Source organism: Bisbaumannia pacifica (assembly GCF_007989625.1).
Taxonomy (GTDB): domain Bacteria; phylum Pseudomonadota; class Gammaproteobacteria; order Pseudomonadales; family Halomonadaceae; genus Bisbaumannia; species Bisbaumannia pacifica.
Genome location: NZ_BJUK01000009.1, coordinates 93,931 through 118,022 on the forward strand (window position 1 = coordinate 93,931; position 24,092 = coordinate 118,022).

Annotated in this window: 27 protein-coding genes; 18 read left to right on the forward strand and 9 right to left on the reverse strand. The window is 63.4% G+C overall.

Annotation, left to right across the window (positions count from 1 at the left end):
• Window positions 1–48 precede the first annotated feature (48 nt).
• Window positions 49–882, forward strand: a complete 834-nt coding sequence (locus HPA02_RS05685) for an AraC family transcriptional regulator (protein WP_146802117.1) — start codon at window positions 49–51, stop codon at window positions 880–882.
• A gap of 10 nt (window positions 883–892) precedes the next feature.
• On the opposite strand, the gene HPA02_RS05690 is transcribed toward HPA02_RS05685, so the two are convergent.
• Window positions 893–1,300, reverse strand: coding sequence for a helix-turn-helix domain-containing protein (locus HPA02_RS05690; RefSeq protein WP_146802118.1), 408 nt, complete (start codon window positions 1,298–1,300; stop codon window positions 893–895).
• Window positions 1,301–1,386: 86 nt separating this feature from the next.
• On the opposite strand from HPA02_RS05690, the gene HPA02_RS05695 reads away from it, so the two are divergent.
• Complete coding sequence (locus tag HPA02_RS05695; protein WP_244945867.1) at window positions 1,387–1,866, forward strand: DUF2938 domain-containing protein; 480 nt, start codon at window positions 1,387–1,389, stop codon at window positions 1,864–1,866.
• An 80-nt stretch (window positions 1,867–1,946) separates the two neighbouring features.
• A complete protein-coding gene (locus HPA02_RS05700) occupies window positions 1,947–2,456 on the forward strand; it encodes a GNAT family N-acetyltransferase (RefSeq protein ID WP_146802120.1) in 510 nt (169 codons plus the stop codon).
• Here HPA02_RS05700 and HPA02_RS05705 read toward each other — a convergent pair.
• Window positions 2,438–3,028 (reverse strand): LysE family translocator, encoded by a 591-nt coding sequence (locus HPA02_RS05705; RefSeq protein WP_186809936.1) that lies wholly within the window; start codon window positions 3,026–3,028, stop codon window positions 2,438–2,440. The two genes, HPA02_RS05700 and HPA02_RS05705, sit on opposite strands and share 19 nt — an antisense overlap.
• 151 nt (window positions 3,029–3,179) lie before the next feature.
• Here HPA02_RS05705 and HPA02_RS05710 point away from each other — a divergent pair, with 151 nt between their 5' ends.
• The 12 genes from HPA02_RS05710 to HPA02_RS18540 all read left to right on the forward strand — a co-directional run bounded on the left by HPA02_RS05710 (window position 3,180) and on the right by HPA02_RS18540 (window position 12,715).
• A complete protein-coding gene (locus HPA02_RS05710; RefSeq protein WP_146802121.1) occupies window positions 3,180–3,650 on the forward strand; it encodes a GFA family protein in 471 nt (156 codons plus the stop codon).
• A 586-nt stretch (window positions 3,651–4,236) separates the two neighbouring features.
• Window positions 4,237–4,668, forward strand: a complete 432-nt coding sequence (locus HPA02_RS05715; protein WP_186809937.1) for a hypothetical protein — start codon at window positions 4,237–4,239, stop codon at window positions 4,666–4,668.
• Between the two features lie 92 nt (window positions 4,669–4,760).
• Window positions 4,761–5,252: a hypothetical protein gene (locus tag HPA02_RS05720; RefSeq protein ID WP_146802123.1), complete on the forward strand. Its 492-nt coding sequence runs from the start codon at window positions 4,761–4,763 to the stop codon at window positions 5,250–5,252.
• A gap of 65 nt (window positions 5,253–5,317) precedes the next feature.
• Window positions 5,318–6,364, forward strand: coding sequence for a DUF4062 domain-containing protein (locus HPA02_RS05725; protein ID WP_146802124.1), 1,047 nt, complete (start codon window positions 5,318–5,320; stop codon window positions 6,362–6,364).
• Window positions 6,365–6,420: 56 nt separating this feature from the next.
• Window positions 6,421–6,957, forward strand: a complete 537-nt coding sequence (locus HPA02_RS05730; RefSeq protein WP_146802125.1) for a GNAT family N-acetyltransferase — start codon at window positions 6,421–6,423, stop codon at window positions 6,955–6,957.
• Window positions 6,958–7,050: 93 nt separating this feature from the next.
• Window positions 7,051–7,542 (forward strand): 2-thiouracil desulfurase family protein, encoded by a 492-nt coding sequence (locus HPA02_RS05735; protein ID WP_146802126.1) that lies wholly within the window; start codon window positions 7,051–7,053, stop codon window positions 7,540–7,542.
• 37 nt (window positions 7,543–7,579) lie between these two features.
• Window positions 7,580–8,425 (forward strand): PhzF family phenazine biosynthesis protein, encoded by an 846-nt coding sequence (locus HPA02_RS05740; RefSeq protein WP_146802127.1) that lies wholly within the window; start codon window positions 7,580–7,582, stop codon window positions 8,423–8,425.
• Window positions 8,426–8,604: 179 nt separating this feature from the next.
• Complete coding sequence (locus HPA02_RS05745) at window positions 8,605–8,916, forward strand: cupin domain-containing protein (RefSeq protein ID WP_146802128.1); 312 nt, start codon at window positions 8,605–8,607, stop codon at window positions 8,914–8,916.
• Window positions 8,917–8,996: 80 nt separating this feature from the next.
• On the forward strand, window positions 8,997–9,383 hold the full coding sequence (locus tag HPA02_RS05750) for a tautomerase family protein (protein ID WP_146802129.1): 387 nt from the start codon (window positions 8,997–8,999) through the stop codon (window positions 9,381–9,383).
• Between the two features lie 187 nt (window positions 9,384–9,570).
• Window positions 9,571–11,763 (forward strand): OsmC domain/YcaO domain-containing protein, encoded by a 2,193-nt coding sequence (locus HPA02_RS05755; RefSeq protein WP_146802130.1) that lies wholly within the window; start codon window positions 9,571–9,573, stop codon window positions 11,761–11,763.
• Window positions 11,764–11,930: 167 nt separating this feature from the next.
• Window positions 11,931–12,584 (forward strand): dihydrofolate reductase family protein, encoded by a 654-nt coding sequence (locus HPA02_RS05760; protein WP_146802131.1) that lies wholly within the window; start codon window positions 11,931–11,933, stop codon window positions 12,582–12,584.
• The gene (locus tag HPA02_RS18540; protein WP_276508200.1) at window positions 12,581–12,715 is read left to right on the forward strand and encodes a hypothetical protein; all 135 of its coding nucleotides are present in this window, start codon (window positions 12,581–12,583) and stop codon (window positions 12,713–12,715) included. The genes HPA02_RS05760 and HPA02_RS18540 overlap by 4 nt, the downstream gene beginning before the upstream one ends.
• Before the next feature lie 144 nt (window positions 12,716–12,859).
• Here HPA02_RS18540 and fabF read toward each other — a convergent pair whose 3' ends face one another.
• Window positions 12,860–14,125: a beta-ketoacyl-ACP synthase II gene (gene fabF / locus HPA02_RS05765; protein WP_146802132.1), complete on the reverse strand. Its 1,266-nt coding sequence runs from the start codon at window positions 14,123–14,125 to the stop codon at window positions 12,860–12,862.
• 90 nt (window positions 14,126–14,215) lie between these two features.
• Between fabF and HPA02_RS05770 the strand changes: the two genes are divergently transcribed.
• Window positions 14,216–14,872, forward strand: a complete 657-nt coding sequence (locus HPA02_RS05770; RefSeq protein ID WP_146802133.1) for a TetR/AcrR family transcriptional regulator — start codon at window positions 14,216–14,218, stop codon at window positions 14,870–14,872.
• 30 nt (window positions 14,873–14,902) lie between these two features.
• On the forward strand, window positions 14,903–15,841 hold the full coding sequence (locus tag HPA02_RS05775; RefSeq protein WP_146802134.1) for a GGDEF domain-containing protein: 939 nt from the start codon (window positions 14,903–14,905) through the stop codon (window positions 15,839–15,841).
• Window positions 15,842–15,930: 89 nt separating this feature from the next.
• Here HPA02_RS05775 and HPA02_RS05780 read toward each other — a convergent pair whose 3' ends face one another.
• From HPA02_RS05780 to HPA02_RS05805, 6 genes are all read right to left on the reverse strand, one after another.
• A complete protein-coding gene (locus HPA02_RS05780) occupies window positions 15,931–16,830 on the reverse strand; it encodes a hydroxymethylglutaryl-CoA lyase (protein ID WP_146802135.1) in 900 nt (299 codons plus the stop codon).
• Window positions 16,831–16,834: 4 nt separating this feature from the next.
• Window positions 16,835–18,865, reverse strand: a complete 2,031-nt coding sequence (locus HPA02_RS05785) for an acetyl/propionyl/methylcrotonyl-CoA carboxylase subunit alpha (protein WP_146802136.1) — start codon at window positions 18,863–18,865, stop codon at window positions 16,835–16,837.
• Entirely contained in the window at window positions 18,862–19,680 is an 819-nt protein-coding gene (locus HPA02_RS05790) for an enoyl-CoA hydratase-related protein (RefSeq protein ID WP_146802137.1), read from the reverse strand. The genes HPA02_RS05785 and HPA02_RS05790 overlap by 4 nt, the downstream gene beginning before the upstream one ends.
• 111 nt (window positions 19,681–19,791) lie before the next feature.
• Entirely contained in the window at window positions 19,792–21,399 is a 1,608-nt protein-coding gene (locus tag HPA02_RS05795; protein ID WP_146802138.1) for a carboxyl transferase domain-containing protein, read from the reverse strand.
• A 38-nt stretch (window positions 21,400–21,437) separates the two neighbouring features.
• Complete coding sequence (locus HPA02_RS05800) at window positions 21,438–22,607, reverse strand: isovaleryl-CoA dehydrogenase (RefSeq protein WP_146802139.1); 1,170 nt, start codon at window positions 22,605–22,607, stop codon at window positions 21,438–21,440.
• A gap of 236 nt (window positions 22,608–22,843) precedes the next feature.
• Window positions 22,844–23,785 carry a sodium-dependent bicarbonate transport family permease gene (locus HPA02_RS05805; protein ID WP_146802140.1) on the reverse strand — a complete coding sequence of 314 codons (942 nt, stop codon included), beginning with the start codon at window positions 23,783–23,785 and terminating at the stop codon, window positions 22,844–22,846.
• A 127-nt stretch (window positions 23,786–23,912) separates the two neighbouring features.
• Here HPA02_RS05805 and HPA02_RS05810 point away from each other — a divergent pair.
• Window positions 23,913–24,092: helix-turn-helix domain-containing protein (locus tag HPA02_RS05810; RefSeq protein ID WP_146802141.1), on the forward strand; the 180-nt coding region annotated here is incomplete at its 3' end.

The following is a 24,092-nucleotide window of genomic DNA, read 5'->3' on the forward strand; positions in this document are numbered from 1 at the left end:
CCGTCGCAGTGTACACTCCACTCGAGTCGTCCAGAGAAGGAAGAGACCATGACGGAACCCAGCCACCCCCACTTCTGGCGCGATGCGCGCCTGCCGCACCTGGAGCTGCGCCTGGTCGAGGACGGCCGCAAGGTCTGCTACGCGCCGCATAGCCATCGACACTGGTCGCTGGGGGCGGTGACCGCCGGAGAGAGCACCTTCCACTACCGAGAGGCGCGCCATCATATCCAGGCCGGCAGCCTGGTGCTGATGAACCCGGAGTGGGTGCACGCCTGCAACCCTATCGACGACCGGCCCTGGGCCTACCGCATGCTCTATGTGGATACCGACTGGTTGACCACGCTGCGTCATGGGGCGGGGCTGCTCGTGGCGCCTTGCTGGGAGGACATTCCCACCGCGGTGATCACCGCCCCCGACTGGTATGCCGGGTACCTGCGCATGACCGATGCCCTGCTCGACCCGACCCGCGACCTGCTGGACCAGCAGAGCGAGGTGGCCGATTACCTCACGGCGCTGATGCACCACCTGGCGGGGGAGACGGCCCGGTCGCGGCCGCTGCCTCCGGCCACCCTGCGCGAACTGGCCGCCTACCTGGACGCCCACGCCGCCGAGGAGGTCTCCCTGGACACCCTGTGCGCGCGTTCCGGCTATAGCCCCGGGCACCTGATCCGCGCCTTCAAGCAGTACTTCGGGCTGACACCCCACGCCTACCTGATCAATCGTCGCGTCCAACTGGGGCAGCGGGAACTCAAGCGCGGCACACCCATCGCCGAGGCGGCGCTGAGCGCCGGCTTCAGCGATCAGCCGCATTTCCAGCGCACCTTCAAGCGCCTGGTGGCCGCCACCCCCGATCAGTACCGCCGCTCGCGACTCGAATCCTAGCCGGGGGCGCTTATGAGCGCCCCCGGGGCGGCCGGGCGGCATGGCGCAGCAGGCGCCGAAAGGTCGGGCACTCCAGATGGCTCGGCGCCGTGCAGGCCGCGACATGGCGCAGGCCGTCGCGCATCCTGACGAGGTGCCGAATGCGCTTATCCAGGTCGTCGGCCTGCTCGAGGAGTCGGGCCCGATCGATGGCCGGCCGGCCATCGGCGCCGAACATCTCGGCCATCTCCTCCAGGGTGAAGCCCGCGCCCTGGCCGAGGGCGATCAGGGACAGCCGCTCGAGGACGCTCTCCGCGAACAGCCGGCGCAGGCCATGGCGTCCCGTCGAGCGGATCAGCCCCTTCTCCTCGTAGAAACGCAGGGTCGACGCCGGCAAACCGGAACGTTGGGCGACCTCGGCGATATCCAGCGTCTTCATGCTTGACCTCAAGTGCTCTTGAATTCGTAGAGTGACGGCTTCCGCCAACACAGGGATGGCTCGTCATTATGAACGGAATGCATGCAATGATCTGGCATGGCGCGGTGATCGGCCTCGGCGCCACGGCGGTGATGGACCTCTGGGCCCTGCTCCAGCGGCGCCTGTTCGGGGTGCCGTCACTCGATTATGCGCTGGTCGGGCGCTGGCTCGGCCACTTCCCCCGGGGACGCTTTCGTCATAAGGCCATCATGGCGGCGCCACCGGTGGCGGGGGAGCGGGTCCTCGGTTGGGCGGCACACTACGCCATCGGCATGCTGTTCGCCGCGCTGCTGATCGGGCTCTGGGGGCCGGCGTGGGTGGCCGATCCCACGCCGGGGCCGGCGCTGATCATCGGCGTGGGCACGGTGGTCGTGCCCTTCTTGATCATGCAGCCGGCCTTCGGTGCCGGCCTGGCGGCCTCCCGCACGCCCCAGCCGAACAAGGCTCGCTTCCGGAGCCTGGTGGCACACGCCTCTTTCGGGGTGGGGCTCTACCTGGCCGCGAAAATCAGTGCATTATGGGGCTAGTCGGCAGGGGAGATTGGTCAAATGCCAGCGCTACTCGCCCGCCCCTGAATCACCACCATAGAGAAGAGGATGTCCCCGAGATGGAAGCAAGGATTCGCATCGTGCGCCTGAGCGGCGACTCGCCGCATGTCGCCACCCTGGCCGAATGGACCCACGACGCCTGGGGGCATCTGCAGCCCGGCCGGAGCCTCGAGACCGCCATCGCCCTGCTACGGGAGGAGTGCGGCCCGGCCGGGGTGCCCTCGGTGTTCGCCGCCCTGGACGGCGACACCCCGGTGGGCACGGCCTGCCTGGTGGCCGACGACATGAGCGATCGCCGCGACCTGACGCCTTGGCTGGCCTCGGTCTTCGTGCTGCCCGAGTGGCGGGGTCGGGGCATCGCCTCGCGGCTGGTTCAGCGCGTGGAAGACGAGGCCCGCGCCCAGGGGCACGGTCACTTCTACCTCTACACCCCGGATCAGCAACCCCTCTACCGGCGCCTGGGCTGGCGCGACCAGGAAGAGCGCGACTATCGCGGCGAGGCGGTGACCATTATGCGCCGCGACTTCGTCGCGCCGGGGGCAGACGCCGATCAATCGATCAGCAGATAGACGCAGCTGGCGGCGAGCAGCAGCGCCAGGCTGCGGTTGATGGCGACCAGCACCCCGGGACGCTGCACATGGCGGCGCAGGAAGGCCCCGGCATAGACCCAACTGCCCAGGGAGAGCCAGCAGATGGGCAGGTAGAGGGCGGCGAAGAGCCAGAGCTGGCCCACGTCGCCGCCGGTATAGGCGCCGATGCCCGAGGCCGAGGCCAGCCAGGCCTTGGGATTGAGCCACTGCATCAGCGCCCCCGCCATAAAGCCCGGGGCCTGACGGCCGTCGTCCTCTGGCAGGCGGCCATCGTCGCGAAACAGCCGCAGGCTCAGGTAGAGCAGGAAGGCCACCCCCGCCCAGCGCAGGGCCGTCTCCAGCCCCGGCACCATCGCCAGCAGCGAGTAGAGTCCCAGGCCGATGGCCAGGAACAGCGCGAGAAAGCCCAGGGTGGCCCCGGTGACGAAGACCAGCCCCCGGGGGATGGGGTAGCGGGTGCCGCTGCTCAGGCAGACCAGGTTGACCGGGCCAGGAGAGATGGAAGCGGCCAGGGCGAAGGCCGACATCGGCAGGATCAGGGACAGGCTCATGGGGTTCCTCCTCGAAGAGCAAGCGATGCCCCGAGTCTGGCCACTCCCGCGTTCCCGGTATTGCACAAAATTGCCCTGGGCGAGCGCTGCCGCTTATCGGGCAAGCGCTAGACTGGAGGCGGCGACCCCTTATCGAAAAGGAGATAGCCCCATGCGACTCCAGGGTTCCTGTCACTGTGGCGCGGTGCGCTTTAGCGTCGAGTCGCCGCACCCCTATCCCTACCAGCGTTGCTACTGCTCCATCTGCCGCAAGACCGCCGGGGGCGGCGGCTACGCCATCAACCTGAGCGGGCGCGCCGCGACCCTTGAGGTCGAGGGCGCCGAACACCAGGGAATCTACCGGGCGGTGATCGACGGCGAGACCAGCCCCGGCGAGCGCCACTTCTGCCGTCACTGCGCCTCGGCGTTATGGGTCTTCGATCCACGCTGGCCGGAGCTGGTGCACCCCTTCGCCTCGGCCATCGACACCGAGCTGCCGATCCCGCCCGAGCGGGTCCACCTGCTACTGGACAGCAAGGCCAGTTGGGTAGAGGTCGAGGCCAGAGACACCGACAAGTGCTTCGCCGGCTACCCGGAGGAGAGCATCGACGACTGGCACCGCCGCCTGGGCCTGGAACGCTAAACAATAAGCGAGCCCCGGGACGCAGGAGCTATGCCTTTGAGCAAACTCGACTTTGCATCGATTAGGGGCCTCGCATAGGCTGGACCATCGAGACCCCGGAAGAGGGCCAGGGAGTGGAACATCGCGGCACGCAGGGACTACCGCATGGATGGCAGGACGCCATCGCGACATGCCCAGGTAGGGGCGGTAGCGTGCCTAAATGCCTTACCCAGCCCAGCCATATCCTTGTCCCACCGGCAACCTCCTGCAGGCACCGGCCTTAGCCGACGATATAAAAGGCCATTGACGCTGGGATAGTAGGAGCTTGCTTTAGCAGGCGGTATCCATCAGCTTCGGAGGCCTGTTGTGAGTATCCATAGGGTGGATCTCTTGGGGTGTGGACGACATACCGTATTATTGACCCTGGCAAAGCGCGCAAGCACGCGAATCCTGTATAGGTAGTCGAGCTATAATTACTTTATTTTAAATCAATTGGTTAGGTGCTTGGTGGTAGGCTATATTTGCTGGACAATCGTGCCGGCACGTTGATCCAATCATAGAGCGCACCGTCTAATACCTGTTAGCCACTTCATAGGAGCTGAGATAGATGGATGCGATATGGGCCGCAATTTTAGGCACGCTCGGAGCGTTTGCCACTGGCGTTGCGTACCTGTGTGAACGTAGGCCACGAGTTGCTATGCGCGTTTGTGAATACCTCACTACTATCGCCGTCACCATTGGATTGGTTTCTGGCGGTGGGCTCACCTCATCCATAATCGCAAAAGCGGCTGTTGGTGCATTGGCGGCAGGCATGTACGCCGAAGATTTCGCTATTACCGACGGCGACCCGGGCACGGACAGCAACGAAATTGGCAGGTATGTCGTTAGCCGAATCGCATCTTCGGTTGACCCCATAATCATGATCAACCTTCGCGTTGTCATAGCAGCACTTCTCACATATGTTATTTGTCGTGCCGCAGTTCACTTTTCGCAGGTAGTCCTTGATGATGGAAAGACCGAACACGACAACAATGGCTAACCCTTCGGTCAAGAGGGATGCTCCGCCGGCAGGCCGGTTCCGTGCCCCTTACCTAAAACGTTATGAACTAATAGAAGTACTTTGAGTAGTTGATGCCAGAGATTGAGCCAAACTGGGTATCAGCGGCAGCCACAGCATTCGCCGGGGTCGCAACAATTGCTGCCGCGTTCACTACTTTTCTCGCATACAGGCTGCAGCGAACTTTGACGAGAAGCAGGAATCAACTTTTGAGGGGGGACGCCCTGATTAATAACATTCAATCATTGATCGCCACATTTGCGGATATTCATGCAACTGACAAACAAGGCTGGTCGACTGAAAGAACGGAGAAGCTTCGAGCACTTTCCGAGCATATTCGCTATACCGAGACGGTAATCAAGTCGTTGCACCCGGATATAGGAACCAAGGTCGAACAATGGCGAACCTCTTCAGACAATGAAGGGAGCAGTATTCCTCGTGTTGTGAGTTATATTCTTGGTGGGGTCGGCGCCATCATTGGTGATAAATATGATGAATTCCTGTTTTCAAAGGCGGAAGACCTTAGGAGAATTCAGGGTTACGTTTTCGAAGAGATAAGTGAATAGCCAAGCAATGCACGCGAAAAGCGCGTGATTACGACGTCAGATCCGCTTAATTATAGAGGTGGTAGATGGAAAGAAAACACCAAGTCTTTGTTTCGTCCACTTATAGAGATCTGGTGGAAGAACGAAAAGAAGTAATACATGCGCTGCTTGAGCTGGATTGTATTCCTGCTGGAATGGAGTTGTTTCCTGCCACTGATGAAGATGCATGGTCGTTGATTACAGAGGTAATAGACGGGTGCGATTATTACGTTTTGATTCTTGCAGGAAAATACGGTTCAGCAAATAAAGAGGGCATAGGTTACACAGAAATGGAGTTTGACTATGCGGTCTCTCGAAAAAAGCCGATTCTTTGCTTTCTTCACGAAGATCTGGAGGCACTCCCCGCAAGCAAAATTGAAGGGAGTGATAAGGGAAAATCGAGACTAGAGTCATTTAGAGAAAAAGCTAAAGAAAAGCACTGTAAGTTTTGGACCACAGCTCCCGATTTAGGCGGGAAGGTTTCACGAAGCATGGTCCAGCTCAAGAAAAAACATCCTTCTGATGGATGGGTCCCGGGTAGATTTGCTGTTGACCAAAAAATGGTTGCAGAAATGGAGAGGCTCAGGGCAAGGGTTGCCGAGCTAGAAATGGAGGCCCTAGTTTCCCATTCGTATATGCCAGAGAATGTTGAAGGTTTGGAGGGTGGTAATGATAAATATCCCATCCCGGCAAAAATCATCACAGATGGCGAGGGAAACAGCGAAACAATAATGCTTGAAGTTTCATGGGACAAGATATTCGCGTACTGCGGTCCCGCGTTATCAGGTGAGTGTACAAGCAAGGAGCTGAACGAAAAAATTGAACTCGCATACTTTCACGCTATTCCACAGGATGTTCTGGATTTCAACTCGCGCCGAAATATTACAATCCCATATGTATGTGAAGATCAAATACATGTTCAGCTTCAGGCGTTGGGGTTGATGGAGCCTGGACAGAAGAAAAGAGCTGTTTCCGATACCAACACCTACTGGAAATTAACGCCTTTTGGAGAGCAGTATCTAATACAGATAAAAGCGCTTCGTAAGAAATCTGAAAAATCAATGCAGTCGGCCGCTAAACCGTCGGCTGATTGAGGCGTTATGTGTGAGCGAGAGCGATTCCTGAATGGTCGTCATAGGGCTCCCAAGTCATGATGTTTTCGGCGTATAGTGAGTCTGGTCGACAGGAAATAGAAGCCCTATTTATCCGGACATTCTCTGATTCGGAAGGTCAGTCCGAGGGGAAACTGATTGGGTATTTGGTGCATGAGTTGATGAGCGGGGCCGAAGCAGATGACCTGTTCGGGTTCATCGCTACCGAGCAAGAGCAGATAGTCGGCTGTATCTTTTTTACGCGATTGTCGTTTGGTTCTCCCATAAAAGCTTTTATGCTGTCACCGGTAGCCGTTGATACAGACCACCAGGGTAAAGGCATTGGCCAAAAATTGATTGATTTTGGGATTAAGCGATTGCGTGAATTGGGTGTCGAACTCGTTTTTACTTATGGCGATCCGAGCTACTATTCAAAAGTGGGCTTCGAGCACGTATCTCAAGAGATCGCGGAAGCGCCGTTTAAATTATCCTATCCAGAAGGTTGGCTGGGGCAGTCTTTGGATGGAGGCAGTCTTGAACTTCCACTGGGACAAGCTTGTTGCATTGAGGCATTCAATGATCCTCGGTATTGGTAAACCTATCTGCCGCACCGGGAATCACATGAAAGTTCGCGTAAGGAGGGCGTCCCTGACGGGTCGCCGCTTCGCTCCTCGGGAAAAGGTACTGACTTGGAAAAACTATTAGTAAGTGCCTGCCTGCTGGGAAAGCGGGTCAGGTATGATGGAGGAAGCCTCGCTCTGACGGACCAAATTGTCGAGAGGTGGCTATCCGACGGTCGCATCGTCTCCGTCTGTCCCGAAGTCGAGGCCGGGATGAGCATACCTCGCAAGCCGGCGGAAATTGTCGCAGGCGATGGTGAGAAGGTGTTGAGTGGTGAAACGATGGTTGCCGAAAAAGGCGGGGTGGAGGTGACCGACGAGTTTATCACCGGCGCCCAGGTGGCCCTGGAGCTGTGTCAACGGTTCCACATCAAGGTCGCCGTGCTGGCCGAGTTCAGCCCTTCCTGTGGAAGCTCGGCCATTTATGATGGGAGCTTTTCGGGAAAGAAGGTCCCCGGCATGGGAGTGACGGCGGCCTTGCTACGCCGGCATGGGGTTCGAGTGTTTAGCCAATATGAAGTGGCAGCGGCTGATGAGATGATTCGTTCGCTAGGCGAATGAATTTCTTTGTTGAGGTTTTAGTCTGGGAGTGAAGTAATTGAAATGCGAGCTGGTGGATGTCTTTGCTAGAGAAAAGCTGAATGGAAATGGCTTGACCATATTTTCTGATTGTGATGAGTTGTGTTCAAAGGAAATGTTGGCATGGGCGCAAGAAATGCGTCAGTTTGAATCCATTTTCCTTCAGGTGAAAGCAGATGAATATCATGCAAGAATTTTTACGGTGGAAGAGGAGTTGGGTTTTGCTGGTCACCCACTGCTGGGGTTGACTTACCATCTTCATGAACGATTTGGTAGCGATAGTGAACATGAATGGACTGTTCATATAAATGGTCGTCCTTTAAGGCTTTCGAGCAAAAAGACCGATTCAGAATTTATTGCAACCATGAGTCAGGGTAGACCATTTTATTCATATTCATTGTCTGAGGATGAAGCACAGGTGCTATATTCCTCCCTCAATCTGACCAAGCCGGACGGTCTTTCTTCAGGCGCTGAAGTCATATCAACAGGGTTGCCTTATGTCATTCTTCCAGTGAGGTCTCAGTTAGAGAATATTTCCTTCAATGTCAGGGACCTGAGCCCTCTCATAGAGCCGTATGGTGGGAAGTTTCTTTATGTGCTGGATGTGGATACCCTTGAAGGGCGAACTTGGGATAATAAAGGGTTGTTCGAGGATGTTGCAACGGGAAGTGCTGCAGGTCCGGTTTCAGCTTACTTATTCAAGCACGGCTTCGTTGGGGATGGGGAGGTGATTATAAAGCAAGGTAGATTCTTGGGTCGCCCCAGTGAAGTTAAGGTTCGTGTAGTGACTTGTAGTTCGGAAATCGAAGATTTGCAAGTTAGTGCCAATGTTGTCAAAGTTGCCGACATTGCTATTTTGTGCTAGCCCATTTCTCTGATGGGGTGAAAGCTTCGGAAGGTGCTGAAGGTGCGACCATTAAGGGCATACCCTGTTCGCGGCATTCGATGGGTGTGGCTTATGCTGTGTGATAAGTTTTTTAGCTTTATAAGAATGATGTACTAGGCTGGCATCGCTTTGTGATTTATTTTTTCTCAGGTGCGTTTATGAAAGTTATTAGGGGAAGAGAGTTCGTGGCGGATCGCGCCTGGGGCGCCGAGGATATTGCCTCGATGAATGGCATTTCCACGCGCCTGCATTGGACCGATCAGCCATACAAGTGGCATGTGAACGATGGCGAAGAGGTCTTCGTGGTCCTGGATGGCAAGGTGGAGATGTTCTTCCGGGAAAATGGTGAGGAAGCGTCGGTGACCCTGGGCGTCGGGGATATTTTCTATGCCTCCGTCGGCACCGAGCATGTGGCCCACCCGGTGGGTGAGGCCAGGATATTGGTGGTGGAGAAGGAAGGCAGCGTGTAGTTCGTTACGTCCTTCGGGGGTTCTGGATGCTGGCTGGTGAAGCGCCAGTCACGTTGGGTTTATCTATTGCAGGAAGCATTATGATCGTCGTCTATGGAATCAAGGAATACCTCAATCCTATCAAGGCCGGGCTGTCCGAAGTGATTCACGGCTGCATGCAGTCGGTTCTCGGCATGCCGGAGGACAAGCGGGCGCACCGCTTTATGCCGATGGATGCCGAGGATTTCTACTACCCGGGTGGCAGGACGCCCGCCTATACGGTCATCGAGATCAATATGATGCAGGGGCGTACCCCGGAGACGCAGAAGGTACTGATCAAGGCGCTGTTCAGAGAGATCGAGTCGGAGCTGGGAATCGCCCCCGCGGATATCGAGGTGACGATCAAGGAGCAGCCGGCGCACTGCTGGGGCTTTCGCGGCATGACCGGGGATGAGGCACGGGATCTCAGGTACGCCATCGAGGTGTGAGTCGCGTCGTAGGCCGACGTGGTGCCTGGCGGAGGCGGCGGCCCGGAGGCGGGAGGCTTGGTCGTGGTTGGCGGGGCGCCGGTGAATTTTTAGCCAGCCCACCGAGACGGGCGGCGGGAAAAGCTGGATAATGGCAGGTTACGCGCCCTCGGGGCCCGCCGACATTCATAGATCCGGTGCTTTGTCAATGGAAATCAAGGTCAATTATCTCGATAACCTCCGGCTGGAGGCGAAGTTCGACGACTTCACCGTCATCTCCGACCAGCCGATCCGCTACAAGGGCGACGGTTCGGCCCCGGGGCCCTTCGACTACTTCCTGGCGTCGTCGGCGATGTGCGCGGCCTATTTCGTCAAGGTCTACTGCAACGCGCGGGATATCCCCACCGAGAATATCCGCCTGGCGCACAACAATATCGTCGACCCGGAGAATCGCTACAAGCAGATCTTCAAGATCCAGATCGAGCTGCCGGAGTCCATTTCCGACAAGGATCGCGAGGGCATCCTGCGCTCCATCGACCGCTGCACCGTGAAGAAGGTGGTGCAGACCGGCCCGGAATTCCAGCTCGAGGTGGTGGAGAACCTGGATGAGGATGCCCAGGCCCTGCTGCTGGGCGAACCGCAGGGGGAGGGTAGCACCTGGATCGAGGGCAAGGACCTGCCATTGGAGCAGACCATCGCCAATATGACCAAGATCCTCGCCGATCTCGGCATGAAGATCGAGATCGCCTCCTGGCGTAATATCGTGCCCCATGTGTGGTCGCTGCATATCCGCGATGCCGCCTCGCCAATGTGCTTTACCAACGGCAAGGGCGCCACCAAGGAGAGCGCGCTGTGCTCGGCGCTGGGCGAATTCATCGAGCGCCTGAGCTGCAACTTCTTCTATAACGATCAGTTCTTCGGCGAGGAGATCGCTAATAGCGACTTCGTTCATTACCCCAACGAGCGGTGGTTCCAGCCGGGGCCGAACGACGAGCTGCCTGACGAGATCCTCGACGACCATACCCGTGAGATCTATGACCCGGAGGGCGAGCTGTGCGGCTCGCACCTGATCGACACCAACTCCGGCAAGGCGGAACGGGGCATCGTCTCGCTGCCCTTCGTGCGCCAGTCGGATGGCGAGACGGTCTACTTCCCCTCCAACCTGATCGAGAACCTCTACCTCAGCAATGGCATGAGCGCGGGCAACACCCTGCCCGAGGCCCAGGTGCAGTGCCTCTCGGAGATCTTCGAGCGGGCGGTGAAGCGCCAGATCATCGAGGAGGAGATCGCCCTGCCGGACGTGCCCCTGGAGGTGCTGAAGCAGTACCCGGCGATCCTCGAGGGTATCGAGGCGCTGGAGGCCCAGGGCTTCCCGGTACTGGTCAAGGATGCCTCCCTGGGCGGCCAGTTCCCGGTGATGTGCGTGACCCTGATGAACCCCAAGACCGGTGGCGTCTTCGCCTCCTTCGGTGCCCACCCGAGCTTCGAGGTGGCGCTCGAGCGCAGTCTCACCGAGCTGCTCCAGGGGCGCAGCTTCGAGGGCCTCAACGACTTTATGCCGCCCACCTTCAGCTCCCTGGCGGTGACCGAGCCCAATAACTTCGTCGAGCATTTCATCGACTCCTCCGGGCTGATCTCCTGGCGCTTCTTCAGCAGCAAGGCGGACGTGGAGTTCGTCGAGTGGGACTTCTCGGGCAGCAACGAGGAGGAGGCCGCGGGCCTGTTCGGCATCCTCGAGGAGCTGGGCAAGGAGGCCTACATGGCCGTCCATGAGGACCTGGGCGCGCCGGTGTGCCGCATCCTGGTGCCGGATTTCTCCGAGGTCTACCCGGTGGAGGACCTGATCTGGGACAACACCAACCAGGCGCTGGAGTACCGGGAGGATATCCTCAATCTCCACCGCCTGAACGATGATCAACTGGCCGACCTGCTCGAGCGCCTGGAGGAGAGCCAGCTCGACGAGCACATGGATATCATCACCCTGATCGGTATCGAGTTCGACGAGAATACCGTCTGGGGTCAGCTGACCATCCTCGAGCTGAAGCTGCTGATCAACCTGGCCCTGGGCCAGCACGAGGAGGCCCTGGAGCGGGTCGAGATGTTCCAGCAGTTCAACGACAATACCGTCGAGCGGGGGCTCTTCTACCAGGCGGTGAGCGCGGTGCTGGAGATTGTCCTGGATGACGAGCTGGAGCTCGACGACTTCCTCTATAACCTGCGGCGCATGTTCGGCGAGCAAACCATGGAGGCGGTGGTCGGCTCGGTGAACGGCAGCGTGCGCTTCCATGGCCTGACCCCCACCAGCATGGAGCTGGAGGGGCTGGAGAAGCACCAGCGGCTGATCGAGAGCTACAAGAAGCTGCACGCGCATCGCGCCGCCCGGGCCGGTGTGGCGGGATAAGCCACTCGGTCGCCACGGCACACACCGCGCCCCGGGCCAGCTCACCTGGCCCGGGGCGCGGTGTTTTGGCGTACCGGCCGACTGTTTTCCCACTCTTGCTGGGATGTCGAGATCCCAGAGTCTCGCTCGACTACTGTTCGTGTATTGCCCTCGTTCAGGAGATCGCGATGAGTCAGCTACGCGTGTCATGCATCGGCCTGTCGCTCGATGGGTTTGCCGCCGGCCCGGAACAGAGCCTGGAGCACCCGATGGGCCTCAACGGCCTGGAGAATCAGGATTGGCAGTTCGCGACGGCGACCTTCCAGCGACGCGTGCTGGGTCGTGAGGAGGGTGAGGCCGGGCCAGACGACGACTTCGTGGCCCGTGGCTTCGAGAACGTCGGCGCGTGGATCATGGGGCGCAACATGTTCGGCCCCGAGCGCGGCCCCTGGCAGGACGAGGCGTGGAAGGGGTGGTGGGGGGACACCCCGCCGTTTCACGCGCCGGCCTTCGTTCTGACGCATCATGCTCGCGACCCCATCGAGATGGCTGGCGGCACGACGTTTCACTTCGTCACGGAAGGCATCCATGGGGCCCTGGAGCGCGCCCGCGAAGCCGCCGGGGACAGGGATGTGCGCCTCGGCGGTGGGGTGGCCACGATTCAACAGTACCTGCGGGCACGATTGGTCGACGAACTCCATCTTGCCATCGCGCCTGTTCTGCTCGGCGCAGGGGAGCGCCTGTTCGCCGGTATCGACATGCGCGCCCTCGGCTATCGGTGCGTGGAAAGGGTAGCTACCGACAGGGCTACCCATGTCGTCCTCAGAAGGAGCGCCGAATGACCGACCTGATCCTCGCCACCTTCGATTGGGTCCCCGAGATGCCGCGGGGCTATGTCGCGCGGGGCACGGCCCGCCCGACCTTCGTCAAGGGCCGCGCCGACCAGCTAGCGCATTTCTCGGTGGTGGACTGAGCCAAGGCACCGACTCAAGGCTACCCCGGCGTCGAATCCCTGCACCTCGTATTCAGGCGCACTGGTAAGACGACCCAACACCCCGAGCCAGCTCACTTGGCCCGGGGTGTTGTCGTTTGTGGCCACTGGTGCAAGAGACTGGCGCTACAGCTTGCTGACGATCAGCGCCGCATTGACCCCACCGAAGCCGAAGCCGTTGCACAGCACGTGCCGGGTAGCGTGCTCGCGAGCCGAGCCCGAGACGATATCCAGGTCCTGCAGGTCGTCGTCGACGTTCTCCAGGTTCAGGGTCGGGGGCAGGCGGTCGTGCATCACCGACAGGGCGGAGAAGAGGCTCTCCACGCCGCCGGCGGCACCCAGCAGATGGCCGGTGGCCGACTTGGTGGCGGAGATCGGGATACCGGCCAGAGCCTCGCCGAAGGCGTTGCGCAGGGCGGCGATCTCGGCCCGATCGCCGACCGGCGTCGAGGTGGCGTGGGCATTGATATGGTCGATCGCCCCGGGGGAGAGCCCCGCCATCTTGAGCGCCGCCCGGATGGCCGCCGCGGCACCGCTGCCGTCTTCCGGGCCGGCGGTGATGTGGTGGGCGTCGGCGCTGGTGCCATAGCCGCTGAGAACGGCCAGGGGCGTGGCCCCCCGGGCCTCCGCATGGGCCAGGGTTTCGATCACCAGCAGCCCCGCGCCTTCCCCCATGACGAAGCCATTGCGGGCCTGGTCGAAGGGGCGCGACGCCCTGGTGGGGTCGTCCTGCTCGGTGGAGAGCGCCTTCATGGCGTGGAAGCTGGCCAGCGAGAGCGGGTCGATACAGGCCTCGGCGCCGCCCACCAGGGCCACCTCGGCCTCGCCGCTGCGGATCAGGCGCATGCCATCGCCGATGGCCTGGATGCCGGCCGCACAGGCGGTCACCGGGCACCCCAGTGGCCCCCGGAAGCCATGGCGAATCGAGACGTTACCCGCCGCCAGGTTGGCCAGGAAGGCCGGTACGGTGAACGGGGAGAGCCGGCGGTGGCCGCGTGTCGTCAGGGTGGTCTGTGCCTGGGTGATGGTGGGGAAGCCGCCGATGCCGGAGCCGACGATGGTGGCGGTGGCCAGGCGGTCCGCATCGCTGGTCGGGAACCAGTCGGCCTGGGCCAGCGCCTCCTCGGCGGCGGCCATGGCGTAGAGGCTGAACAGCTCCATCTTGCGACGCTCCTTGGCGTCGACCACCCGGTCCGGGTCGAGGCCGGCTTCGGGGTCGTCGGCAAGGTCGGGCACCGAGCCGGCGACCTTGATCGGCAGATCGCCGGTATCGAAGCGAGTAATCGAGGAGAGGCCGGAGCGGCCGGCGAGGAGGCGTTCCCAGCCTGCCTTGACGCCGCAACCGAGGGGGCTGATCATGCCCATGCCGGTGATGACGAGTGGTGATTGCATGGTAATGTCCTGAACAGCTTGGGGTGAAACCACGCTAGCACCGGGCTTTATATGATCAAGGTAATATTCAGCGGGGAGTCTGAGGTCGCCATGCCCTACTCGGCAAACCACAAGGCGAAATCTCGGGAGCGCATCCTCAAGTCGGCGATCGAGCTGTTCAGTCGCCAGGGCTTCGAGAAGGTCTCCATCGGGCAGATCATGAAGTTAGCCAAGCTGACCCACGGGGCCTTCTACGCGCACTTCGCCTCGAAGGAGGCGCTCTATCATGCCTCGGTGCGGGAAACCCTGGAGAGCAGCCGCGCGGCCAGGCTGGTCAAGGGGCCCCTGTCAGTGCAGCATCTGACGGAGCTGGTCGCCAACTGCTGGAACCTTCAGGAGCTGGAACGCAAGCACAAGCCGGGACCGGAGACGGTGCTGTTCAACGAGATCGGCAACCAGAATGCCGAGGTGCGCACCCTGTTCGAAGCCTCCTACCTGCGCATGAAGAAGATGCTGGAGACCCGTCTTATCGCGCTGGGCCGCTTGAAGAAACTGCCCTTCGAGCCCGACCGCGAGGTCATCGCCGAGAAGTCTCGCGCCATTCTTGCTTCCTTGGTGGGCGCCGTGGCCATCGCCAAGAGCCTGCCCGGTGAGCAGGAGCGTCAGCACATCCTCGATGCCGCCCAGCGCAACATCCTGCAGATGCTCGGCGTCAACGACGGTGGGCCGGAAGGCAGGCCGGGCCGCGCCCACTGGGCCGCCCAATAGGCTGCTCGATAGCCACTCGTTGGAGGCGCCATGAGCAACGACACCGCAGCGATGATCGTCGACTCCGCCGTCTACAAGACGCTGCTGGAGTCGACCCTGGCGATTCCCTGGAAGATCGACTGGGAAACCCTGCGCTTCGCCTACATCGGGCCGCAGATCGAGCGCCTGCTCGGCTGGCCCCAGGGTAGCTGGCTCAGCATCGATGATTGGGTCGAGCGCATGCACCCGGAGGATCGCGAGCGGGTCGTGAACTTCTGCGTCGCCCAGTCCAAGGCGGGGATTGATCATGAGGCGGATTACCGCGCGCTGAAGGCGGACGGCAGCTACGTGTGGATTCGCGATGTGGTGCATGTGGTGCGTGATGACGACGGCGAGGTGGAATCGCTGATCGGCTTCATGTTCGATATCAGCGAGCGCAAGCAGACCGAGGAGCGGCTGCTGCGGCTGCAGCGGGAACTCGAGGCGCTCTCCTATCAGGATGGCCTGACCGGGGCGGCCAACCGGCGTCGGCTCGATGCCGTGCTGGAAACGGAGTGGGCCAGCGGCCGTCGCAGCGGCCGACCGTTGTCGTTGATCATGCTGGATATCGACTGCTTCAAGCAGTACAACGACCGCTTCGGCCACCTGGCGGGCGACGACTGCCTGCGACGGGTGGTAGAGGTCGTCGGCACCTCGGCCCTGCGACCGCGTGATCTGCTGGCGCGATTCGGCGGTGAGGAGTTCGCCCTGGTACTGCCGGAGACGGATCGCGACGCCGCCCTTCGGGTGGCGCAGCGCTGTCGGGCGTTGATCGCCGAGGCGGCCATCGCTCATCCGGCCTCCGAGGTCTCGCCTTTGCTCACCCTCAGCATGGGGGTGGCCACCGCGCTGCCCTCGGATGTGGTAGCGCCGACCTGGCTGCTGGAGACGGCCGATCGGCGGCTCTACCGCGCCAAGCAGGGCGGGCGGGATCGCATCGTCGCGGAGTGAGCCACGGCCGCCTGAGCGGGTCAGTGGTGCCCTGGCAACAGCCCCCGAGCCGGTTCTCCGGCTCGGGGGCGCGTCGTTGTGTCGTGTGATTACTTGGCTGCCAGCGCCACGCCCACCTTGGCCCGGTTGGGGCGGCCGATGGCCTGGGTGATCCAGGTGCCGGTGGCGGCGAGCTTGTCGAGGTCGATGCCGCTCTCGATACCCAGGCCGTTAAGCAGGTAGACCACGTCCTCGCTGGCGACGTTGCCCGAGGCGCCTTTGGCATAGGGACACCCCCCCAGGCCCGCCACCGAGCTGTCGATGACCGCCACGCCTTCCTCGAGCACGGCGTAGAGGTTGGCGATCGCCTGGCCATATGTATCGTGGAAGTGGGCGGCGAGCTTCGCCATGGGGACTTCCCTGGCCACGGCCTCGAGCATGCGCTTGGCCTTCAAGGGCGTGCCCACGCCGATGGTGTCGCCCAGCGAGATCTCGTAGCAGCCCATGTCGAGCAGTGCCTTGCTGACCTCGGCGACCTTGGCGGGGGCGATCTCGCCCTCGTAGGGGCAACCCAGCACGCAGGAGACGTAGCCGCGCACCCGCACGCCGGCCTCCTGGGCGCGGGCAAGCACCGGGGCGAAGCGCTCCAGCGACTCGGCCACCGAGCAGTTGATGTTCTTCTGGGAGAAGGCCTCGGAGGCGGCGCCGAATACCGCGACCTCCTTGGTGCCGCACGCCAGCGCCGCTTCCAGGCCCTTGAGGTTGGGGGTCAGCGCCGAGTAGACGACGCCGGGGCGGCGCTTGAGGCCGGTCATCACCTCGCGGTGGTCGGCCATCTGCGGCACCCACTTGGGGGAGACGAAGCTGGCCGCCTCGATATGGGTCAGGCCCGCCGCGCCGAGGCGGTCGATCAGCTCCAGCTTGGTGGCCGTGGCGATGGGCTCGGCCTCGTTCTGGAGGCCGTCCCGGGGGCCGACCTCGACCAGGCGCACCTGGGTGGGAAATGCCATCGTCTTACTCCTCCGCGGCGAATTCGAGCAGCACATCGCCCTGGCCGACGGTGTCGCCGGCGGCGAAGTGGAAGCTTTCCACCTGGCCGTCGGCGGGGGCGGTCAGGGTGTGTTCCATCTTCATCGCTTCCATGACCATCAGCGGCATGCCTTTCTCCACCGCCTGGCCGGGTTCCACCAGCAGCGCCACCACGGTGCCGTGCATGGGCGCGGTGAGGGTCGATTCCGCCTCGTGGTGACCATGGTCGATACCATCGATGCGCCGCCAGTGCAGGCGGGTCTCGCCCTGGGGATCAACCATCACCACCAGGCTGTTATCCACCAGGCGGGCCTGGAGGCGGCGGCGGTGGCCGTTCAGGGTCACCGCCACGGCGTCGCCGGCCAGCCGCTCGAGGCGGGCGGTGAGGGTCTCGCCGCCGATGGTCAGCTGCCAGGCGTCGGCGTCGCCCTCGCGGCGACCTTCCACCACCACCGGGGTGGCCTCGCTGTCGTTGGCCTCGGCGGGGTCGCCGAGGGCGAGTCGGATGGTGTGGGGGGCGTTGAGGCGGAAGCCGTCGTGGCGGTCCCAGGGGGAGCGGCTCTCGCACTCCCGGGCCAACTGGTCGAGGCCGATCAGGGCGGCGCCGGCGTAGTCCTCCACCCGGTAGGGCTGGGGGGCGAAGAGGCTGGCCTCGTGACGTTCGATAAAGCGAGTATCCAGCTCGCAGGCCTTGAAGGCCGGGTGGCCGGCCAGGCGCTGCAGGAAGCCGCGGTTGGTGACCACGCCTTGCACGTCGAGGGCGGCCAGGGCCCGGTTGAGGGTGGCCAGGGCCTGGTCGCGGTCAGCGCCATGGACGATCAGCTTGGCGAGCATGGGGTCGTAGTGCATGGAGACCTCGTCACCGCTCTCCACGCCGCTGTCCAGGCGCACCTTGTCGGCCGCGAGTCCGGCACCGGCGAGGTCCAGGGCGAAGCGGGTCAGGCGCCCGGTGGCGGGCAGGAAGTCCTGGGCCGGGTCTTCGGCGTAGAGGCGCGCCTCGAAGCTATGGCCACTGAGGGTTAGCTCGTCCTGGGCCAGCGGCAGCCGCTCGCCCATGGCCACCCGCAGCTGCCACTCGACCAGGTCCTGGCCGGTGATCATCTCGGTGACCGGGTGCTCCACCTGCAGGCGGGTGTTCATCTCCATGAAGAAGAAAGAACCATCCGCATCGAGGAGAAATTCGACCGTACCGGCGCCCACATAGCCGATCTCCTTGGCGGCGCGCACCGCGGCCTCGCCCATCTCGCGACGCAGCGAAGCGGTCATGCCCGGCGCCGGGGCTTCTTCCAGCACCTTCTGGTGGCGGCGCTGCACCGAGCAGTCGCGCTCAAAGAGGTAGACGGCGCCGCCGTGGCTGTCGCAGAACACCTGCACCTCCACATGGCGGGGCTGGGTCAGGTACTTCTCGATCAGCATGCGGTCGTCATTGAAGGCGGCGCGGGACTCGCGACGGCAGCCGTCCAGGGCGGCCTGGAAGTCGGCGGCGGACTCCACCACCCGCATGCCCTTGCCACCGCCGCCGGCGCTGGCCTTGAGCAGCACCGGGTAGCCGATCTGGTCGGCCTCGGCCTTGAGCAGGGCATCGTCCTGGTCGTTGCCGTGGTAGCCGGGCACCAGGGGCACGCCGGCGGCCTGCATGCGCGCCTTGGCGGCGGACTTGTCGCCCATGGCGGCGATGGCCGAGGCGGGGGGGCCGACGAAGGTGATGCCGGCCTCGTCGAGGGCCTCGACGAAGGGGCCGTTCTCGGAGAGGAAACCATAGCCGGGGTGAATGGCGCCGGCGCCGGTGCGCCGGGCCGCCTCGATCACCGCCTCGACCTTGAGGTAGCTGTCGCGGGCGGCGGCGGGGCCCAGGCGCACGGCCTCGTCGGCCTCGCGGACATGGCGGGCATTGGCGTCGGCATCGGAGTAGACAGCGACGGTGCGCAGGCCCATGGCGCGTGCGGTGCGCATCACCCGGCAGGCGATCTCGCCGCGGTTGGCCACGAGCAGGGTATCGAAGCGAGAGAGGCTCATGAGGCGTTGTCCTTGTTGGGCGTCCAGCGCGGGGCGCGCTTGTCGAAGAAGCTGGCCAGGCCCTCCTGGCCTTCGGGGCTGACGCGAAGCTCGCTTATCACCCGGCAGCTGTGCTCGCGGGTGGCCTCGGAGTCGGGCTCCCGCGCCACCACGCCGAGCAGCGCCTTGGTGGCGCGCTGGGCCTGGGGCGAGCCAGCCAGCAGGGTGTCGAGCATGGCGGTGACGGCACCGTCGAGTTGGTCTTGGTCTACCACCCGATGGGCGAGGCCCAGCGCCAGGGCGGTGGCGGCGTCCATGACCTCGGCGGTGAGCGCATAGCGGCGCATCTGGCGGGGCCCCAGGGCGCGCTGCACATAGGGGCTGATCACCGCCGGCGACAAGCCGATCTTCACCTCGGAGAGGCAGAACCTGGCTTTCTCGGAGGCGATGACGATATCGCAGCAGGCGGCCAGGCCCACGGCGCCACCGAAGGCGGCCCCCTGCACCCGGCAGAGGGTAGGGCAGGGCAGGGTGTCGAGGCCGTGCATCAGCTGTGACAGCTTGCGCGAGTCGGCCAGGTTGCCCTCGACGTCGTACTCGACCATGCGCTTCATCCAGCCGAGGTCGGCCCCGGCGGAGAAGCTCTTGCCCTCAGACCCCAGCACCACCACGCGCACCTCGCCGCGGGTGGCGGCCTCGTGCAGGTGCGCCAGGTGGGCGTTGAGTTCTGTGATCAGGCCGTCGTCGAAGGCGTTGTGTACAGCGGGGCGGTTCAGCGTCAGCCAGGCCACGCCGCGGGCATCGAGGGTCAGGCTGGAGCAGGGTGTCTCTGACATAGCGATAGTCTCTGCATTGTTCCCGTAGGAGCCGGATTTATCCGGCGATCCGGAGGCCACCGTCGCCCGCTAAAGTGAGCTCCTGCGGGGGATGGTGGCGACGGGGTTCGACTACATCCGGAAGACGCCGAACTTGGTGTCCTCGATCTCGGCATTCATGGCGGCGGCCAGGGACAGGCCGAGCACGTCGCGGGTCTGGGCCGGGTCGATGACGCCGTCGTCCCACAGCCGCGCGCTGGCATAGGTGGGGTGGCCCTGGTGCTCGTACTGCTCCCGGGTGGGTTGCTTGAAGGCCTCCTCGTCTTCCGCGCTCCAGGTCTGTCCCTCGCGTTCGAGCTGTTCGCGCTTGACCTGGGCCAGCACGCCCGCGGCCTGCTCCCCGCCCATTACCGAGATGCGCGCGTTGGGCCACATAAACAGCAGGTTGGGGTCATAGGCGCGGCCGCACATGCCGTAGTTGCCAGCGCCGAAGCTGCCGCCGATTAGCACGGTGAACTTGGGCACTTTGGCGCAGGCCACGGCGGTGACCAGCTTGGCGCCGTGCTTGGCGATACCCTCGTGCTCGTACTTGGAGCCGACCATAAAACCGGTGATGTTCTGCAGGAACACCAGCGGGATCTTGCGCTGGGCGCAGAGCTCGATAAAGTGCGCGCCCTTGACCGCGGACTCGGAGAAGAGCACGCCGTTATTGGCGACGATGCCCACCGGGTGGCCGTGGATATGCGCGAAGCCGGTGACCAGGGTGTCGCCGTAGTAGCGCTTGAATTCGTCGAAGGCGGAGTCGTCGACGATGCGGCCGATCACCTCGCGCACGTCAAATGGCTTCTTGAGGTCGGTGCCGACGATGCCATAGAGCTCCGTCGGGTCGAGGCGCGGGGGCCTGGGCTCCTGCAGCTTGAGCCGGCCGCGCTTCTGCCAGTTGAGTCGCGACACGCAGGCCCGGGCCAGCTGCAGGGCATGGGCGTCGTTCTCGGCGTAGTGGTCGGCCACGCCGCTGAGCTTGGCGTGGACGTCGGCGCCGCCCAGGTCCTCGGCGCTGATCGACTCGCCGGTGGCGGCCTTCACCAGGGGCGGGCCGCCGAGGAAGATGGTGCCCTGCTGCTTGACGATGATCGACTCGTCGGCCATGGCCGGCACATAGGCGCCACCGGCGGTGCAGGAGCCCATCACCACGGCGATCTGCGGGATGCCCTCGGCGGAGAGCGTGGCCTGGTTGTAGAAGATGCGCCCGAAGTGGTCACGGTCGGGGAAGACCTCATCCTGGCGGGGCAGGAAGGCGCCGCCGGAGTCGACGAGATAGATGCACGGCAGGCGATGCTTGCGGGCGATCTCCTGGGCGCGCAGGTGCTTCTTGACGGTGAGCGGGTAGTAGGTGCCGCCCTTGACGGTGGCGTCGTTGGCGACGATGACGCACTCCACCCCCGAGACCCGGCCAATGCCGGTGACCACCCCGGCGGCGGGCACCGGGGAGTCGTAGACCTCATGGGCGGCCAGGGCCGAGAACTCGAGGAAGGGCGAGCCCTCGTCGATCAGGTGGTCGATGCGGTCACGCACGAACAGCTTGCCGCGGGACTCGTGGCGGGCGCGGGCCTTGTCGCCGCCGCCCTGATTGATCGCCGCGGTCAGCTCGCGCAGCGTCATCACCTCGGCGCGCATGGCCGCTTCGTTGGCCTGGAAGGCCTCGCTGCGCGGATTGATCTGGGTGTTCAGGATGCTCATAGCCGATCCTTGTGTTCGATGACCTGGGCCGGTGGCGGTTAGGCGGACTCGGCGAAGAGTTCGCGGCCGATCAGCATGCGGCGAATCTCGCTGGTGCCGGCGCCGATCTCGTAGAGCTTGGCATCGCGCAGCAGGCGCCCGGTGGGGTACTCGTTGATATAGCCGTTGCCGCCGAGCAACTGGATGGCGTCCAGCGCCACCTGGGTGGCCTTCTCGGCGCAGTAGAGGATCACCCCGGCGGCGTCCTTGCGAGAGGTCTGGCCGCGGTCGCAGGCCGCCGCCACCGCGTAGAGGTAGGCGCGGCAGGCGTTGAGGGTGGTGTACATGTCGGCCACCTTGCCCTGCACCAGTTGGAACTCGCCGATCGCCTGGCCGAACTGCTTCCGCTCATGCAGGTAGGGCACCACGATGTCCATGGCGGCCTGCATGATGCCGATGGGGCCGGCGGCCAGCACGGTGCGCTCGAAGTCGAGGCCGCTCATCAGCACTCGCACGCCACGGCCCACCTCGCCCAGCACATTCGCCACGGGAACCTCGCAGTCCTGGAACACCAGTTCGCAGGTGTTGGAGCCACGCATGCCCAGCTTGTCGAGCTTCTGGGCGGTGGAGAAGCCGGGCATGCCCTTCTCGATGATAAAGGCGGTGATGCCCTTGGAGCCGGCGTCCGGGTCGGTCTTGGCGTAGACCACCAGCACATCGGCGTCGGGACCGTTGGTGATCCACATCTTGTTGCCGTTGAGGATGTACTTGTCACCCTCCAGGCGGGCACGCAGCTTCATGGAGACCACATCGGAGCCGGCCCCCGGCTCGGACATGGCGAGTGCCCCCACGTGCTCGCCGCTGATCAGCTTGGGCAGGTACTTGGCCTTCTGCTCGGCCGAGGCGTTGAGCTTGATCTGGTTGACGCAGAGGTTGGAGTGGGCGCCGTAGGAGAGACCCACCGAGGCGCTGGCCCGGGAGATCTCCTCCATGGCGATGCAGTGGGCCAGGTAGCCCATGCCGCTGCCGCCGTCCTCGTCCGGCACGGTGATGCCGAGCAGGCCCATGTCGCCGAACTTGCGCCACAGGTCGTTGGGGAAGGCGTTGGTCTCGTCGATCTCGGCGGCGCGCGGGGCGATCTCGTCGCGGGCGAAGGCGTTGACCTGATCGCGCAGCATGTTCAGTTCGTCGTCGAGGCCGAAGTCGAGGGGCTGGAAGGGCGTGTGCATGACGGGTCTCCGGGATCGAGTGGTCATAGCCAAAGGGGCGTGGGAATGGCTCTAGACTAGGCAAGGTTTACGTTAACGTAAAGTGCCAATCGGCTATACCAAGGTCGCAGGCGAGTCGCGCTGCACCAACGCGGCCGGGATGTCGTCTTCAGCGTAGCGGCTGGCCCCGGTGGGCCGCCAAGACCACAGGCGCCCCGCGGGGCGCCTGTGGTCGTAGGAGGGGAGTCCGAGGTGGATCAGCCGCCCAGGGCGTGGACCAGCTGATAGTAGAGGGGGATGCCGACGATGACGTTGAGGGGAAAGGTGAAGCCCAGGGAGGCGAGCATCGCCAGGCCGATATTGGCGTTGGGGATGGCGGCGCGCATGGCCGCCGGGGCGGCGATATAGGAGGCGCTGGCGGCCAGGGCGGTGAGGATCAGCAGCGAGCCGCTGGGCAGACCCAGGGCCAGGCCCACGGCGAGGCCACACAGGGCCAGCAGCGGCGGGGCGAGGAGGGCGAAGGCCAGCAGTCGCCAGTGACGCCAGGGAATGGGCCTCAGGGTCTCGGCGGCGGTCAGGCCCATCTCCAGCAGGAACAGTGCCAGCACCGCATGGAAGGCCCCGGTCAGCAGGTCGGTGACGTTGGACCCCTGGGCCGGGCCATACATGGCGCCGATCACCACGCCGCCGGCCAGCAGGATCACGCCGCGATTGGTCAGGGTCTCGTGCCATAGGCCGCTCATCGCCTCGCCGGGCTCGCGGCCCTTGTAGCGGCGATAGATGGCGATGGCCACCATGATCGCCGGCAGCTCCATCATCACCAGATAGAGGGTGACCTCGGCGCCGATGGGCAGGCCGCGGCCCTCGGCGAAGGCCAGCGCCACGGCGAAGGTGCCGGCACTGACCGAGCCGTAGTGGGCGGCCAGGCTGGCGCTGTCGGCGGGGGCGAGGCGAACCAGGCGCCGCAGCACCGGCATCAGCGCCAGCGGAATCAGGCCGCCGAGGGCCGCCACCGCGGCCAGCTCCGGCACCAGGGACCAGCCCAGGTTGCCGTAGAGGGCCATGCCCCCCTTGAGGCCGATGGTCAGCATCAGCAGCAGGCTCAGGGTGTCGTAGGCGGCCTTGGGAATGGTCAGGTCGGACTTCACCACGCCGGCCAGCAGGCCGAGCAGGAAGAACATCACCACGATATCGGGCATGGGCGGCATCTCGTCTCGCGAAGGGAAAACGCCGCGCATTGTGCTTAGGCCGAGGTATGGATACCAATTAAGAGTTGGATGATTCATCATAGATAATTATCTATATATCCGCCGAGCGAGGTGCGTCATGAACAGTCGCCATCTGACCTTTCGCCTCTTGCAGGTCTATGCCGCGGTGGTCGGCGCCGGTTCGGTCAGCGAGGCGGCGCGGCGCCTGCACCTGACCCAGCCCACCGTCTCCCAGCAGCTCAAACGCCTGGCCGAGACGGTGGGCGAGCCGCTGCTCGAGAGCCGCCAGGGGCGGCTC